Source organism: Deinococcus sp. YIM 134068, assembly GCF_036543075.1.
Classification (GTDB): domain Bacteria; phylum Deinococcota; class Deinococci; order Deinococcales; family Deinococcaceae; genus Deinococcus; species Deinococcus lichenicola.
Window position 1 is genome coordinate 89,026 of record NZ_JAZHPF010000011.1, and the last position, 16,650, is coordinate 105,675.

The window sequence follows — 16,650 nt, forward strand, 5'->3', positions numbered from 1 at the left end:
GGGGTGTGCCCGCCGACATCGCAGAGAGTCTTCCCGAAGTGCCCCAGATGAGCGGGTGCGGAACACGCTGCCGCCGGTCATCCCCCGGTCATGAGGCGGTCACTGGGTCGGGCCTAGCGTGGGCACACGGCGGACGGGACGAAGGAGGACTGACCCGGCCCGCTCACCCCGCCCCGGTGGGGGAAGGAGCTGAGAGATGGGCACACAGAGAGGGTGGAGGCGGCTCGTCCTGCTGGCGTCGGCGGCCTTGCTGGTGGGTGGCTCGGTGGGGGCGGACACGGTGCCGTCGGGGATGTACGGTGAGTATGCGTCGCAACGGAACCAGACCCAGGGGTACGGCTACCGCGAAATCTTCGAGCCGGACGTGTACCGCATGGACGACGGTGACACGGAAACCGAGGAGGTCGGCCTGACGGGCGGCGAGTACCGCTTCAAGGCGATCTGTGACGACGACTGCGACGACATCGACCTGGAGGTGCTGGACTCCGACGGCAACGTGATCGCCTCGGACTACGGCCTGGACAGCCTGCCCATCGTGTCCTTCCGGGCCACGCGGGGTGACTACACCGTGCGGCTGAGCATGGAGTCTTGCGACTGGGAACCCTGTCAGGCCGTTCTGATGTACATGAAGAAGTAGTGGTCGTCCGGGCGGACCCCTGAGCCGATGGGGTTCGCCCATTCGTCGTTTCCCCTCCATCTGTCCCCCCAACCCCCGCGTACAATCCCCCCGTGACGGTCGCCGCCCCCAACCTCTCCAAGCTCCTGCCCACTGCGCCGGTTGGGAACGTCCTGCTGCTGCCCCAGGTGGCCCGCGCCGCCCTCTTCGCCGCCCACCCCGGTCCCGCCGTGCTGCTCACCACGCCCGACCGTGTGGGTGTGTACGCCTCGGCGGGGGCGCTGGGGGCACCCCTGACCGTCAACCCCGGCCTGCGCGACTGGGAGGGGCGGCACGAGCACGTCGTCCTCGACGTGAATACGGCGCTCGACCTGTTCCCCGCCCGCCCGGAGGACCACGCCCTGACCCTGACGGTGGGCCGCTCTCTTCCGCGCGAGGAGTTGCTGGACAAGCTGGAGCGGCTGGGCTACGAGCGCGGCGAGGAACCCGGCTTCGAGTTGCGCGGCGACACGCTGGAGTTGAGGCTGGAGCCGGGCGCGGGCGTGCCGCAGGGCGGCGACCCGGTGTGGATTCGCGCCGAGTTCTTCGGGGACGAGCTGGACACGTTGCGGATGCTCGCGCCTGGCGACCTGACGGGCGAGAAGATCAGGACCTTCACGCTGGAGCCGACCGCCGACTACCTGACGGAAGTGAAGTGGGACGCCACCCGCCTCGACCTCCTGCCGGGCCGGGTCTTCCTCGACGCGCCGGAGTTCTATCCTTCCGCGCTCGGTCCGCTCGCCGACACGCTCTGGCCTCGGCTGCGGGGGCGCGAGGTCACGTCCTTTGGCCGCTCGCCGTTGGAGCTGGCCGACTTCGACCTCGATCTCAAGGTGCTGTCCTTCTACCGCGCCCGCTTATCTGACCTCGCGCGGGACGTGGACGACTGGCGCGCGGGCGGCTACCGGGTCCTGATCCTCGTGCGCCACGACCGGACGGCGACGTACCTCGCGGAGAAGCTGCTGGAAAGTCGGGAAGTGCCGTGGCTCACCATCCCCCGAGTCGAGGAGGGTGGCCTCGGCTTCCTGCGTGCGGGCGGCGAGGGCGGCTTCGTCATCCCCGAACATCGGACGGTCGTTCTCACGGAGGACCTGATCTACGGTTTTCAGGGCGGCTCGGCGCTGCGGGGCAGGAAGCTCGGCGGCAAGCCCGTCACGGACGCGCTGGGCCTGCACGTGGGCGACTACCTCATCCACCCGGAACACGGCATCGGGCAGTTTCAGGGGCTGGAGACGCGCACGGTCCTCGGCGTCACGCGCGATTACCTCAACCTCGACTACCGGAACGGTGCCCGCCTCGCCGTGCCCATCGAGCAACTGCCCGTGCTGCGCCGTCATCCCGGTACGACGGACGATCCGCCCGTGCTGTCCTCCTTCGACAAGAAGGACTGGGCGAAGGCGAAGGAAAAGGCCCGCAAGAATGCCGAGGAGGTCGCCGGAAAACTCCTCGTCCAGTACGCGGCGCGGCAGGTCACGCCGGGCAACGCCTTCCCACCCCAGCCCGAGTGGGACGCGCAGGTGGAGAAGAACTTCCAGTTCGACCTCACCTCGGATCAGCGCACGGCCCTGAAGGAGACGATGCGCGACCTCGAAAAGGCCAATCCCGCCGACCGCCTGATCTCCGGCGACGTGGGCTTCGGCAAGACGGAGGTGGCCCTGCGCGCCGCCCACCGCGTCGTCGGGCACGGCAAGCAGGTCGCGGTCCTCGTGCCCACCACTCTCCTCGCCGAGCAGCACACGTCCACGTTCGTCGAGCGGTTCAAGAAGCTGCCCGTCCGCGTCGAGGGCTTGAGCCGCTTCACCCACGACAAGCAGGCGCGGGCGATTCTGGCCGACCTCGCGCAGGGCAAGGTGGACATCATCATCGGGACGCACCGCCTCCTCTCCGGCGACATCGGGTTCAAGGACCTCGGCCTCATCGTCGTGGACGAGGAACACCGCTTCGGCGTCGGTCAGAAGGAGAAGCTGCGGGCGCTGCGCGGTCTGCCCCCCGTCTCGAAGGAAGGCAAGATCGACATTCCCGAGGGCGTGAAGGCGGTGGACACCCTCGCCCTCTCCGCCACGCCCATCCCGCGCACCCTCTACATGAGCATGGTGGGCCTGCGCGACATGAGCAGCATCCAGACGCCGCCGAAGGGCCGCAAGCCCATCCAGACGGTCCTCGCGCCCTTCGACCCCGTGACCGTGCGCGACGCGATCCTCAGTGAGATCGAGCGCGGCGGCAAGGTCTTCTACATTCATGACCGCATCGCCTCCATCGGGGCGCGGAGCCTCTACCTCCGCAACCTCATCCCCGAGGCGCGCATCGGCGTGGCGCACGGGCGGATGAACGAGGAGGAGCTGGAGGAGATCATGCTCGGCTTCGCGGAGGGCGCGTTCGATGTGCTCCTCTCCACCACCATCGTCGAGACGGGCCTGGACATCCCCGAGGCGAACACCATCCTGATCGAGCGGGCGGACCGTCTGGGCTTGGCGCAGCTCTACCAGCTTCGCGGACGCGTCGGGCGGCGGCAGCAGACGGCCTACGCCTACCTCTTCTACCCGCCGCGCATGACGGAGAACGCCCAGCGGCGGCTGTGGGCCATCGCCGACCTGCAAGACCTCGGCTCCGGGCACCTCCTCGCCGAGAAGGACATGGAGATTCGCGGCGTGGGCAACATCCTCGGTGAGGAGCAGCACGGGCACGTTCAGGCCGTGTCCATCGACGTGTATACCGAGCTGCTGGCGCAGGCCGTCGCCCGCCTGAAGGGCGAGAAGATGGAGACGCCCGCGAGCGTGTCCATCGACCTCCCCGTGAACTCCCGCCTCACGCCCGAATACTTCGACGGTAACGAGGAGGAGCGCATCGCCACCTACGGGCGGCTCTCGGAGGCCCGCACGTTGCAGGCCGTCAGCCGGGTCGAGCGTGACCTCCGCAAGAAGTACGGCCCGCCCACCCCCGAGGTCCAAAACTTCATCGACCTCGCCAAGCTGCGCCTGACCGCCCTCGCCAAACGGGTGCTGAGCGTCGGCGAGACGATGACGCATATCCAGGTCGCCTTCGCCTACAAGGGCCTCGACTACGACGCCCCCGGCCTGAAACGCTTCCCCCACAAGACGGAAGTGACGACCTTCCCGCCCGGCGTGAAACTGGAGAAGCGCGGGCTGAAGCCGGACGATTACGTGAGGACGTTGATCGAGTTGCTGGGATATTTCGGCTAAGGGAGATGATGTTGAATAATAAGTTGCATGACGAGATGCTAAGCTTGGTGAAATTTCTAGAGTTCGAGGGCCTAAAGAGAGTGTTTTTAAGCATAACGCTAATAGATTCCCAAGTATAAGAGGTAGTTCGTTTAATTTATTGTTTCTACGGCTGCCTATAGCTGTAGCTGTGTTAGCGATTTTAGCCCTCTTAACACGATCAAGGGAGAATAGCTGTTGCGGCTCTAACTTTTATTTTAGTCCACCTAATTATATTTTATCTAATATCGTTAATCTTTATAGGCGCTTCCCCCCATAAATATATTTAATGCAACAAAACTTAGCTTGTTCGACAGCAGGATGCAAGAATATTATAACGTAGCGTCTATTAATACGTGGGATTGGGCTAAGTAATATAAAAAAGTCCGAGGTTAAGCAATGGTACAAAGAGGTGAAGGCGTATTATAAAAGCCTTTCAGATTTCCTGAAATCTCTATTTGCTCCGCTTGCTTTACTATCTATATACACCGTTCATAAAATCATATCAGATGGGCTGGGAATCGACATACTCAATATGTATTATTGGAAAAATAATTTTTTCAGAAAATGCTATAGATTTAATTGGTTTCTCTTTACTGTTCTTGGTATCATCACCATTACTATTATGGCACAGTTCAGATTGGTGCAGTATATATTAAGGTTAGCGGTAATAGAAAGTATAGATGCCGTCATTGATAGAGAAAAACTAATTGAGCTACCTCTAGGTGCGAGGTTGAGGCTAGACGATATATGAATCATCTATAACTAATATTGAGTGTATTTCTGTCTAGAGCTTCGATCTAAGAATTATGCAGTTCAAGATTTAGTCTGCCCCAGTCACATTTAATAGTGCGATACTCACCCTATGATCCAATTGACCGTGGACGTGCAACTGGATGAGCGCGGGCAACCCATCTTCCGCCTGACCGAGGCTCAGGCGGCGGCACTGGGATTGCGGGTGACGGCAGTGCGGCAGGCCCGGTGGGAAGTTGCCGACGAACGCCGGGTCGTCCCTTCCAGCCCCTTCCGCAAGTATCTGGGCGTGGCTCCACCGCTGGAGGAGGGCAGCGCGGCTTTTCACCGGGACCTGCGCGGCCACGACGAATAATGCTGGCACTGGACAGCAACGTCGTCAGTGCCATCTTTCGTGCCGAAGACAGCGCCGAGGCGATCCTGGCCCTCCTGGAGGTGCGGACGGGCGAGGAGATCGTGATGCACGGCGCGGCCTTCTGCGAGTTTCTGGCCGGTCCCGGCATTCGGGAAGAAGACGCGCTCGACTTCCTGCGTGATACGGGCGTGCGGGTGGAGTGGCAGACGGGCGAAGTGCTTTGGTTAAGAGCCGCGCGGACCTTCAAGGAATACGCCGCGCGCAGGCGCAGAAGTGGCGGAGAGAGGCCCCGACGGATTCTTGCGGACTTCCTGATCGGTGCCCATGCGGAGAGCCTGGGAGCCACCCTCGTCACCCTTGATCCACAGCACTTCCGCCAGAACTTCGCGGGCTTGGCCGTCGTCAATCCCGTCGAGTAGGCCCCGCGCCGCGCGGGCAGGCGGCCCCTGACCCCACGCTCTGCATCCCTGTTGCCATCGCCGAAGTCGCCTCCAGGCTGACCTCCGAGCTTTGAAGGAAAGTTCGAGCGGGAGAGTTCAACATCCTCTCTGTTTCCCCGTGGTCACGTCCCGGTCATCCCCCTCCCCCTACCCTCACCCCATGAAGGCGAAAGGGGGTGCCCGTTGATCGTCGTGCAGGTGTTCGGGCCGGGCGGGCTGATCGGCGTGTACGGCTTCCAGAGCGTGCCCCACGTCCACGAGGAGATCGAAATTATCCGCGCGGGCGTCTTCCGGGTGACGCGCGTGACCCACTTCGCGGGCGACCCGATGGACGGCCATCCCGCCGCCATGACCCGCATCTACGTGACGCCGCAAGGAGGTTGAACCCGGTCTAGCCAACCCGTCACTTGACGCGGACAGTGTGAAAAGCCCTACACTATCTCATGAAACTCAGGACGCTGGGCGGCCTCTCGGTGGAGGGGGCCGCGTACCGGCGTGAAAAGCCTCTACTGCTGCTGGCCTACCTGTGCCTGGAGGGCGCGCAACCCCGGCGGCGGCTGGCCTCGCTGTTCTGGCCTGAGGCAGCGAACCCGATGAACTCGCTCGCCCAGCACCTGATCCGGCTGCGGCCCCTGGGGGACGCGGTGCGCGAGGACGGCGGGCGAGTGGACGGAACACTCGTGTGTGACGCCTGCCTCCTGCGCGAACACGGGCGGGCCGGGCGGCACCGCGAGGCGCTGGAGGGGTACGGCGGGGCGTTTCTGGAGGGGGTGGGGGTGGACCTCGGCCCCGACCTGGAGGAGTGGCTGTTCGATACCCGCGAGGCGCTGGGGCGCGAGGCCCGCGCGGCGGCGCTGGCCCTGGCCGAGCGGCGGCTGGCCCTCGGGGACGCGGTGGGGGCGGCGGCGGGGGCGGAGGCGGCCTACGCGGTGGCGGGCGCTCCCCCACCCGACCCGGCGGAACTGCCGCGCCTGTACCGCCTCCTCGTGGCGGGGGCGCATCCCCTCGCCGTCACCGTGCGGCGGGAGGCGGACGAGCTGGGTGTGGCGCTGGAGCCGCCGCCCACACTCGCCGCGCCGCCCCTGCTCGGTCGGGGGGCCGAACACGCCGCCCTGGGCCGTCTCGCGCCCGGTGAGGTCGCCTGGGTGAGCGGGCCGCCGGGCATAGGCAAGAGCGCGCTGCTCGCCGCACTGGCCGCCGGAGGTGGGTGGCGGGTGCTGCCGGGTCGCGGGGGGCTGCCGCTCGCCACGCTGGAAGCCCTCGCCCCGCGCCTGTCGGGGACGGCGGACGCCCTCGCCGCGCTCGCCGACCCCCGGTTGCGCGTCGCCGTGGATGGCTGGGAGGACGCCGACGACGCCACCCGCCACGTCCTGACGCTCGCCGCGCGGCAGCGGCCCGGCGCGACCCTCCTCGTCGCGGCGCGCGACCCGCCCGCGCTGCCCGCCGACCTGCACCTCGCCCTCGACCCCCTCACCGCCGCCGACCTCGCCGGGCATCCTGGGGCGCTGGAGGTGACGGGCGGGCACCCGGCCCACGTCGCCGCCTTCCTGCGTGGCGTGCCGCCCGACCGCACCCTCGCCGACCACCTGGGGACCCTGCCCGCGCCCGCCCGCGAGCTGTACCTGACGCTCGCGCTGCAACCCGTCCCCGACCTCGCCGCGACCCGCGCCGCGCTGGGGCTGGGGGCCGCCGAGCTGACCCGCGCGCTCGACCGCCTGACCCGCGAGGGCCTGTGCGCCCCGACGGGGGAGGTCCGCACGCCCGGCCCGGCGCGGGACCTGCTGGCGGCGCACCCCACCCCCACGGCGCTGCGTCACCTGCATCTCGCCCGCGCGCACCCCACCGGCACGGGCTGGGGCCACTGGCTCGCGGCCCGCCCGCTGTGGGAGGAGGGCGACCACGCCGCCGCCGCCCACGCCGCGCACGTCCACGCGGGGGAGGAGTTGCGGCGCGGCTACCCGGCGCAGGCCGCCGCGACGCTGGAGGTGTCCCCGCAGACGGGGGAGGTACGGCTCTTCTGGGCACGCATCGCCCTTCAGAACGGAGATACGCCACGGGCGGAACACCTCCTGCGCGCGCTCCCGGAGACGCCGCTGGTCCGCGCCTGTCTGGCCCTGACCGCCTTCAAACTCGGACAGTTCCGCCGGGCGATGGCGTTGGCCCAGGACGTTGCGATGGACGGCAGTACCGCCGCCGCCTACGCGACGCTCGTGCTCGGTCACGTGGCCCTGCGGGAGAACGCCCGGACGGAGGCGCGGCGGTTCTACTACCAGGCGGCGCACCTGTACCGCCTGAGCGGTGAGGCGGAGGCTGCCCTGCAGGCGGAGAACCTGACGGCCACCCTGGCCGCGCAGGATGGACAGCCTCCCGACGAGGCGTTCGGGGGACTGTGGGAGCACAGCAACTCCGCCCCCGTTCAGCGGGCCTCGCTCCTCAACAACTACGCCGACAGTCTCGCCACCTACCGCCCGGACGATCTGGAGGCCCGCAGGCGGGTGGACGCCGCCTATCAGGAGGCCGCCGACCTCTACATGGTGCTCGGAAACCGGGAGGGACAGGCCCATGTCCTCAACGCCCGAGGAGTCACCCTGTACGAGCGCGGGGAGCGGGAGCAGGCGCGCGCCCTCTACCTTCAGGCCCTGACCCTCCTGCAAGGAAGCGGCAACCTGCGCCTCCTGGGCCTGGTCATGAGCAACCTCAGCGAGGTTGAGGGCGACCTGAACCGCTTCGAGCACACCCTCGACCTGCTGGGCCGGGCGGGCCACACCCAGCTCGTGCAAACGATCCGGCTTAACGCCTCCGACTTCATCTCAGCCGCCCGGAAGTCCTAGCCACCCCTCATGCCCCGCTTCGGAGGAGAAGGATGAGCGACCTCAAGAAACTCCCGCTGGCGCTGTTGGTCCTCGGCCTGGCCGCTTGGGCGGGAGGCGTTCAGACTCAACCTGATAAGGAGAGCCACGTCTTTCAGGGGGAGGTCGTTCCAGTGTCCTCTCTGGAGGAGGAGCCGCCCGTCTTAAAGGTGGGAGGAAAGCGTGGGCCTGCATGTTCAGGAACGCCCCGTCAGTGGACGTGTGCAGTGCCCAAAGATGCCGCCCTCGGGGAGCAAGATGTCAGCTTGGTCAGGGTGAAAGATGGGAAGGAGGATGTCCTCGGCACCTGGGTAGTTCTTCCAGGGGACTTCGGCCTCCTCCTTCAAACGGAGCAAGTTAAGCCGACTTCCCTAAGTCCTTCAATCAACCGCACTGCCTCAGAATTGATCGTCAATGTACTGCCTCGGGCCTCCGCTTCAGACTCCTCGATTAGTGTCGAGGAAGTAAACAATATTCTGAATAGAGAATTTAAATCTCCGAGGCGGCTACAACCGTTCGACATTCGGGAGCGTCAATTGAATGACGGAAGCCTTTTATTCTTTATGGATGAACTTGAGCAATTACCTGATGGATTAAGAGGAACACTCGGGGATGTTTCTAGCCCTCTTACTGTAAATCAATTCTCTCCCATAAGGGGTCTTCCACAAATCAATACATCACGCCTTCCTATTTGGCAACTCCCGTTGAATCAAGGAATACGTCGCTCAATCAAACCTCCTCTCAACTCTAATATAGATTTGTCCAATTTAAAAGCACGATTCCCGTCATTATTTAAGGATAGAGGAGAGGCTGGACTTGGTTCACTTATAAATCAGTTGAAAGTACCCACGCTGGTCTTTCAGCCAAATGACCGAGTAATTAATCTGCTACGTAAGGATAATAATTCACCCCTCGCGTGTACTACGCCGCTCGAGAGATTCACTTCAACAGAGGGCACGAGCCGCGACATTGATCTTCTTCGAAAACTCTTTGTATCGAATGGTCTTGCATCAAATATCATTGCCACAAGAGAGCCTAATATTGGGGACTCACCTTCTTCGACAGCCCATCTGAATAAGAGCGACGAGGATAAGTTGAACGATATAGACGGCGCTGGGGTGAATAGGGCAAACGCCGAAGCCATAGGATCAAGAGAAACAGCCTCTCCCTCTCAACAGCCCATTATATACGTCGTCGATACCTTTGGTAAAGACAAGAACGGCGTCATGACAGACAGATATGCGGTGAAGAGAGGCATTTACATGGCGTACGGACATGGAGAGTATATTGGAAGAATCCTGAAAATGGCGTATCCCGAGGCAGCCGACGTGCAGTACATCCCGGCCTGCGACGCCGACGGCTCCTGCGAGACCGCCCTGGTCATTCAGGGCATCTGTCAGGCGGTCGCGGCACGTAAGGAGACCAAGCGTCCCGTCATCGTCAATCTGAGCCTGAGTACTCCTCTGCCCGGTCAATACCTCCTCGACGCCATGAAGTACGCCGCGCGAAACGGAGTTCTCTTCGTGGCGGGGCACGGCAACGTCGAGGACCAGGAAAACCAGAAGGGTTACTCCTGTTACACCCTGGTCGCAGGGGACCGCTGTCACCATTTTCCCGCAGATTGGAGCGCCCAACCGTCCCTCCCCCTGTCGCTTGCCTCGAGCATCGTGAGTGTCGGTGCCCTAGAATGGCTAGACGACGGGTGGCAGCCTGCGGAGTTCGGGCGGTTGCACGAGCCGGGCGGTCGGTTGGCCCCCGGAGTCTTGAACGTGCCCGCCGATGTCCTGGCTCCGAGCAGGTTCTACTTCGAATCCAGGCCCCCCAATCAAGTGACCCAGCAGGGACTTCAGGGTTTACGGCTGGTCTACCGGGGAACCTCCTTTGCCACTCCGCTCGTGACGGGGCTGCTCGCCCAACGTGTAGCGGAAGGGCAGCAGGGCCTTCCCAAAGAGTGGGACAAGATCACTTCCGAGGTCGCAGATATATCAACAATTCCATCAACCTCTTCCCCAGGTGCGTCAATTTCCCCACAACCCCTCGATCTGACGGTTCACCCTCAGCCCCAACCCTAACCCCAGTAGAAGAAGGGGCGACCCACCCGTGGCCGCCCTTCCCCTTGCGTTCTTCCTTACACGCTGATCTCCGCGAACCGCGCATTCTCCCGGATGAAGTCCTTGCGCGGCGCTACGTCCGTCCCCATCAGCTCCTCGAAGACTCGGTTGGTATCGATCAGGTCCTCGATGCTGACGCGCTTGAGCACCCGCGCTTCCGGGTTCATCGTCGTGTCCCAGAGCTGGTCGGCGTTCATCTCGCCCAGCCCCTTGAAGCGCTGAATCTCGTACTTCTTGCCTTCCTTGTTCGCGCGGGCGACGTGTTGCTTCAGCTCGTCCTCGTTGTAGAGGTACGTGCCCTTCTTCTCGCGGCCCACCATGATGCGGTACAGCGGCGGCTGCGCGATGTACAGGTGGCCTTGCTCCACGACCGGGCGCATGTAACGGAAGAAGAAGGTCAGCAGCAGCGTCGTGATGTGCCCGCCGTCCATGTCGGCGTCGGTCATGATGATGACCTTGTGGTAACGCAGGTTTGACAGGTCGAAGTGAACGTTGTCGCCCGTGCCCTCCACGCCCGCGCCGATGGCCCCGATCAGCGCCCGAATCTCGGCGTTCTTGAGAATCTTGTTCAGCTCGGCCTTTTCCACGTTGAGAATCTTGCCGCGCAGGGGCAGGATCGCCTGGAAGCGCCGCTCGCGCCCACCCTTGGCCGAGCCGCCCGCCGAGTTGCCCTCCACGATGAACAGCTCGCTCTCGGAGGGGTCCTGGGAAGAGCAGTCGGCCAGCTTGCCGGGCAGGTCGTCGTTCTCCAGCGGGTTGCTGCGCCGCACGATGTCGCGGGCCTTGCGGGCGGCTTCCCTGGCGCGGGCGGCCTCGGCGGCCTTCTCCACGATGGTGCGGCCCACCTTCGGGTTCTCCTCCAGAAACTCCGCGAACCGCTCACCCACGATGGCGTTCACGGCGGTCTGCGCCTCGGAGTTCAGCAGCTTGACCTTCGCCTGCGACTCGAACTGCGGGTCGCCGAGCTTGACCGACACCACACAGTAGATGCCCTCCAGCAGATCGTCGCCGCCGGGGACCGGGTTGCCCGCCTTGATGAGGTTCTTGTCCTTCGCGTACTTGTTCAGGATGCGCGTGTAGGCCGTCTTGAAGCCCGTCAGCGGCGTGCCGCCGTCGCGCGTGCGGATCATGTTCGCGTAGGTCAGGATGTTGTCGCTGGAGTAGGTGTTCGCGTGGATGAAGGCGACCTCGACCTCCACATCGCTGTGGGTGCCGCGCATCACGATGGGCTGGTCGTACAGCAACTTGGTGTCGTCCGTCACGAGCGCGCGGGCGAAGTTGGCGATGCCGCCCTTCTCGTGAAAGGTCTCTTCCTTGATGTCCCCCGCGTGCAGCTCGGTGCGCTCGTCACGGATGACGATTTTCAGGCCCGTCAGGTACGCCAGCTCGCGCAGGCGGCGGCGGATGCGGTCGTAGTCGAAGCGGTTCTCGAACTCGTGGAAGACGCCGGGGTCGGGGTGAAAGGTGACTTTGGTCGCCCACTGCACGTCCTTCGGCGTCTTGCCGAGGACCTCCAGCGGCACGGAGACCGCCCCGCGCTCGAAGCGGATGTGGTGGAGCGAGCCGCCCTTGTTCACGGTCACGTCGAGGTAGGTGGACAGCGCATTCACGACGCTCGATCCCACCCCGTGCAGCCCGCCGGATACCTTGTACGCACCGCCGCCGAACTTGCCGCCCGCGTGCAGCTCGGTGAAGATGACCTCGATGGCGCTGCGGCCCTCGGACTTCATCACGTCCACGGGGATGCCGCGCCCGTTGTCGGTCACGGTGGCCGAGCCGTCGGCGTGCATGATCACGTGAACCTCGTCGGCAAACCCGCCCAGGCCCTCGTCGATGGCGTTGTCGATGATCTCGGTGAGGAGCTGGTGGTAGCCGTCGATGCCCGTGCCGCCCTGCACGTACATGCCGGGGCGCTTGCGGACGGCCTCCAGGCCCTTGAGGATCGAGATGGAGCTGGCGTCGTAGCTCTGGGGATCGATGGATTGTGTCATGGTCCTCCCGGCACCCACTCCGGTCTCGGAGGGGCGCGTTCTCAATGGCGAGTTCGGAAAAAACGGGCGCTGGGTGCGCCCCCGAAGGTTCAACTAGTATACTCCGCGAGTTGAAACGGGTCAAATAGATTACGCCCCAAACGTAATAGGACGGTCCGAGTAAGGACGCGTCCAGAGGGGGCGGAACCGGCGCGGGGGAGGCTGGCGGCTAGAGGAAGGGGCGGTAGCGCAGCAGGCCGCGCACCTGTCGGAAGGACACCTTGTTCCAGGGGGTCGCGGCGGGGAAGAGGGCGTCTGGATCGGCGCGCACGGCCTGCCGGATCAACCCCGCCGTCCGGATGAGGGCGGCGAGGGCGTCGCGTTCCTCGGGGGTGAGGGAGGTCGGTGGGGTGTGGGAGGGGTACTGCCGCGCGTAGGCCACCAGCAGCTCCCCGAGGTCGGCGGTCACGTTGGGCCAGCGGGCCGCCGTCAGTCCCGCCGTGTTGCGGGGGTCGTCGCTGTCCGGGCCGAAGCGCTGCGCCAGCCGCCGGCCCGCGTCGGTGCCCTTGTCGAGCAGCCAGCGAATCCGGTCGGCGTCCATGCCCAGGTTCAGGCCGCCCACTCCCCGGGGCAGGGTGACGCTCACCACCCGCTCGGCGTAGCCCGGCAGGGTGAGCAGGCTGCTGTCGAACCAGTGGCGGGCCGACTCCACCAGCGAGACGGCGAACTCGGGAACGCTGCGGGTGGGCTGGTGGAAGGGCTGCCACGGCAGCGGCCCGGCCAGGAAGGCGGGGTGGTCGGTGCGGCGCGTCTGCAACCGGACGGCGAAGAGGGGCCGCTCGGGGATCACCTCGTCGAAGAGCATGAGAGGGAAGTTGCTCGTCAGCCCGCCGTCGCTGAACAGGCAGGGAAGGACGCGCACCCGGCGCTCGTGGTCCTTCCACCTGTCCGGCGGCAGCCCGTCCCCACCGAAGCGGCGCGACCACATGGGCCGGAAGTCGGGGTGGCTGAGCTGCTCGTCCCGGCGGCCCCATTGCAGGAAGTACAGCGGCAGGGCGCTGAACAGCCCCGGAAAGCTCATGCTCAGGCGCGTGGCGACGAGGACGGGCAGATGCTCTTCCGGCGGCAGGCGGTAGTACGTCCAGCCCTCCCGGCCCGGCGGAGGCGCGAGGCCGGGATCGAGATACATCCGCTCGGCGTGTGCCGTCAGGTGCGCCAGCACCTCCGGGGGGAAGAAGCGGCCCCACTCGTCGGGACGGAAGTAGAAGTCCTTGTGGTCCGCGCTGCGCTGGTTGAGCGGCAGCACGTAGGGCCGCTGGCGGGTGAGGCAGGTACTCACGAGCTTGAGTTCCACGTCCCGCTCCCTCAGGTCCCCGAAGGTGAGGACGCCGCCCGGACGGCCCGCCAGCGCCTGTAACTCGCGGTGCAGCCAGGGCGTGAGACGGGAAGGCTCGCCCCCACCGTAGCCCGTGGCGAGACCGAAGCCGTTGTCCACGAGGGTGGCGTGCGCCCCGTGCAGGCCCGCTCGCGCGGCCCCGAGCAGCAGGGGCGCGGCCTCCCGCAGCGAGGCGAGCGCTCGCCGGGCGAGCTGGCCGGCCAGCACGCCCAGCACGACGAGGGGAACGAGCGCGGCGAGGACGGCGGCGATCTCGGCGGGCAGGAGGAGAACCGCCAGCCGGAAGCTTCCCCACGCGAGGAGGGCCGAGCCGAGAAGGACCGCCACCCCCGCCCCCACCGGATGCCCGGCCAGCCGCGAGAGCGCCGAGTCGGGCACCTCGTCGCCGAGCAGGGGCCGGACCTCCTCGGCCCACCCCCCGGCCTCGGCCCGGCGGGCCAGCAGGGCCAGCACCCCGGGGGCGCGCAGCACCTCCCGCGCCCGCGCCGCGTGGGGCCGCGCGCCCAGCTCCCGCAGCAGGGGCCGCAGTGCCGCCCGCGCGTCGCCCCGCAGCCCGCCCCGCAACGCCTCGAAGAGAGGGGCGGTCGCCTCGTCCGGCGCGAAGAGGCCCTCCAGCACGCGGGGGCCGTCCGGCTGGTCGGGGTGCAGGGGGGCCGCCAGCCGCGTACCCAGCGCGTGCAGCGTCTCGAAGGGACGCAGGGGGTGGGGGTCTTTCGCCGTGATCAGGTCCTGGCGTCGCAGCTCCGCCGCCGCGAGCAGGGCCGCCGAGATCGCCCCCGCCGACGTGCCGCCGACGCGGCGAAACCGGAACGTCCGCGCCAGCTCGCAGACGACGGGCGGGTAGACCACGCCGCTCGTCACGCCGCCCTGCATGACGAGATCGGCCTCGGGCAGAGGTGGGGTCGCGGTCGGCGGGATCATGCGGTCTGCCCTCCGGACCGCGGGCGGCGCAGCAGGCCGGGCACAAGCGCGCTGCCGCTGAGCTGCCGGCGAAACACGCCCTCGATCAGCGCCGCCGCCGCGAAGCCGCCCGTGCCCCCCGCAAGCGCCCACGCGTAGTCCAGCGGCACGCGGCCCCACGTCGCGTTCTCGAAATACAGCGCCCTGAGGCCGACGATGCAGGCGACCACCAGCGTGAAGGCCAGCAGCGGCAGGGTGAAGAAGCGCACCTCCAGATTCGCCCGCTCCTGCGCGCGGCCCAGGGGACCGGAACGCCGCGCCGCCGCCGGGGGGTCGTCGCCCGCCCCTAGCCCCGCCGGGGTCAGCCCCGGTGAGCCGCCCACGAGCGCGGCGATCAGGCCGTCGCCCAGCGCCACCACCCGCGCCGTGTAGGCGTCGATCTCCCCCGCGCTCCCGCCCCCGGGCGCGACCTCGAACAGCAGGCGCTCCAGCACCCGCCGGGCGGCGGTGGCCCCGGCGCGCGGGACGGGCGAGAGCGTGGGGATGAGGGCGCTCAGGCGCGGCAGCCCCAGGCGCTCCACGGTCCGGGCCAGGCGCAGGGCCGCCCGCAGGCTCGCCACCACGTCCTCGGCGCGCGAGACCGGCACCCGCCGGGAGTCCACGCCCAGGCCACGCCCGGCCACCGTCTGCTGTAGAAAGCCCAGCACGCGGGCCTGGGTACCGGCGGGCTGGACGGGCCAGGCGGGGACGTACCCGGAGAACGGGCCGATCTGCCCGTTCAGGGTGGCGACCGACCGTGACAGGCGACCGTACACGTCCTCCGGGGGCAGCAACGCCCGCCAGGCGTCCAGCGCCCGCCAGCGGTCTTGCAGCTCTGAGAAGGGCTGGGCGGGCGAGATGTCCAGCCCCCGCCGCAGCGCCCGGCGGTCCACGTCCAGCCTGAACACCACGGCGGGAGCGGGCGGCACGGCCAGGGGAGAGGGCACGGCCAGCGCGGGCGGCTGCCGGAGGCTCATCCCCTGTTCCCGGATCGCCAACCCGAGCGCCTTTTTCTCGCGGTGGCGGTCGACGAGGAACTTCAGCAGGGCGGGCAGCAGCAGCCCCGCCGCGATCAGTCCCAGCGCCAGGCCCCAGTGTCGGCGGACGTTCACGGTCGCGGCCCGGGCCTCCCCCCCGACCGGAAAGGCCCCGCCCCGGTACTCGCCCGGCCCCACGCGCGCCTCCCGAAAGCCCCGGAACCCTCCCGCACGTGAAAAACAGCCGGTGGCCGTCTCTCCGTCCGCGCTGAACAGGGCCACGGCGAGGGGTGCCCCCTCCGGACAGGCCACCGCCGCGGCCCGGCGAACCGTGTGCGTCACCGCCACGGGTGCGGCGGGCAGGGAAAGCGGGGGCGGCTGGCCGTCGAGCGTCAGGACCTCGCGCCAGCCGCCCAGCTCACGGGTCGTCACCTCCACCCGAACCGTCTGGTCCCCCGTCCGGACCGCGCCGGGCCTCAGGCAGAGCGTGTCGCCGCTGCCGAGGGGTGCTTCGGTCCCAGTGCTTGCGGTGCCGTCGCCCTCGCAACGGGCACCCGGCGTCACGTCGAGGCGACGGACCTCTCCCCCCGGTGAGCGGCCCCGGATCACCACCTGCAACGGAAACGCGGACGCGTTGCTCAGCAGCGCTGCCGTGCCGTCCGCGTTCGGGGTGAGGCTCAGGGGCGGGGTGGCCTCACGGGTCGTCTGGGGGACGGGGGGGGTGTTCTTACTCCTCTCCGGACCGGCGGTGGAGCCGGGGTTGGATGCCCCCTGGGCCGGAGGGGAGGGGAGTGGCGTCGTGGTCTGTGCCGAGACCGGGGCCGTCGCCGCGCTCCACAGCAGCAGCGCGGCGGCGAGTCGTTCGTGAGCGGGTCGTCCGTGAGCTGGCCTCCTGCTCCTGCCCTGTTCCATACGTCCCCTCCTGATCGGGCCGTTCCTGCCCGCCCGGATACAGCCTGCGCCGCCCCGCGTGACCGCGCCATGACC

At 67.0% G+C, this 16,650-nt stretch carries 10 protein-coding genes; 7 read left to right on the top strand and 3 right to left on the bottom strand.

Features of this window, described 5'->3' with window-relative positions:
- The first annotated feature begins 196 nt into the window (after positions 1 to 196).
- The 7 genes from V3W47_RS12170 (at position 197) to V3W47_RS12200 (ending at position 10,342) form a co-directional block, all read left to right on the top strand.
- Positions 197 to 637: a hypothetical protein gene (locus V3W47_RS12170; protein ID WP_331825482.1), complete on the top strand. Its 441-nt coding sequence runs from the start codon at positions 197 to 199 to the stop codon at positions 635 to 637.
- A gap of 92 nt (positions 638 to 729) precedes the next feature.
- A complete protein-coding gene (locus V3W47_RS12175) occupies positions 730 to 3,855 on the top strand; it encodes a DEAD/DEAH box helicase (RefSeq protein WP_331825483.1) in 3,126 nt (1,041 codons plus the stop codon).
- 883 nt (positions 3,856 to 4,738) lie between these two features.
- Positions 4,739 to 4,981: a hypothetical protein gene (locus V3W47_RS12180; protein WP_331825484.1), complete on the top strand. Its 243-nt coding sequence runs from the start codon at positions 4,739 to 4,741 to the stop codon at positions 4,979 to 4,981.
- Entirely contained in the window at positions 4,981 to 5,400 is a 420-nt protein-coding gene (locus V3W47_RS12185; RefSeq protein WP_331825485.1) for a type II toxin-antitoxin system VapC family toxin, read from the top strand. The genes V3W47_RS12180 and V3W47_RS12185 overlap by 1 nt, the downstream gene beginning before the upstream one ends.
- A gap of 204 nt (positions 5,401 to 5,604) precedes the next feature.
- Complete coding sequence (locus V3W47_RS12190; protein WP_331825486.1) at positions 5,605 to 5,805, top strand: hypothetical protein; 201 nt, start codon at positions 5,605 to 5,607, stop codon at positions 5,803 to 5,805.
- Positions 5,806 to 5,864: 59 nt separating this feature from the next.
- Positions 5,865 to 8,252 (top strand): tetratricopeptide repeat protein, encoded by a 2,388-nt coding sequence (locus tag V3W47_RS12195; protein WP_331825487.1) that lies wholly within the window; start codon positions 5,865 to 5,867, stop codon positions 8,250 to 8,252.
- Positions 8,253 to 8,284: 32 nt separating this feature from the next.
- Entirely contained in the window at positions 8,285 to 10,342 is a 2,058-nt protein-coding gene (locus V3W47_RS12200) for a S8 family serine peptidase (RefSeq protein ID WP_331825488.1), read from the top strand.
- Positions 10,343 to 10,398: 56 nt separating this feature from the next.
- Here the strand turns inward: V3W47_RS12200 and V3W47_RS12205 are convergent, their stop codons facing one another.
- The 3 genes from V3W47_RS12205 to V3W47_RS12215 form a co-directional block, all read right to left on the bottom strand.
- Entirely contained in the window at positions 10,399 to 12,372 is a 1,974-nt protein-coding gene (locus tag V3W47_RS12205; RefSeq protein WP_331825489.1) for a DNA topoisomerase subunit B, read from the bottom strand.
- Positions 12,373 to 12,580: 208 nt separating this feature from the next.
- Complete coding sequence (locus V3W47_RS12210) at positions 12,581 to 14,668, bottom strand: patatin-like phospholipase family protein (protein ID WP_331825490.1); 2,088 nt, start codon at positions 14,666 to 14,668, stop codon at positions 12,581 to 12,583.
- Positions 14,665 to 16,575 carry a serine/threonine-protein kinase gene (locus V3W47_RS12215; RefSeq protein WP_331825491.1) on the bottom strand — a complete coding sequence of 637 codons (1,911 nt, stop codon included), beginning with the start codon at positions 16,573 to 16,575 and terminating at the stop codon, positions 14,665 to 14,667. Before V3W47_RS12215 ends, V3W47_RS12210 begins: the two co-directional genes overlap by 4 nt.
- Positions 16,576 to 16,650: the final 75 nt, after the last annotated feature.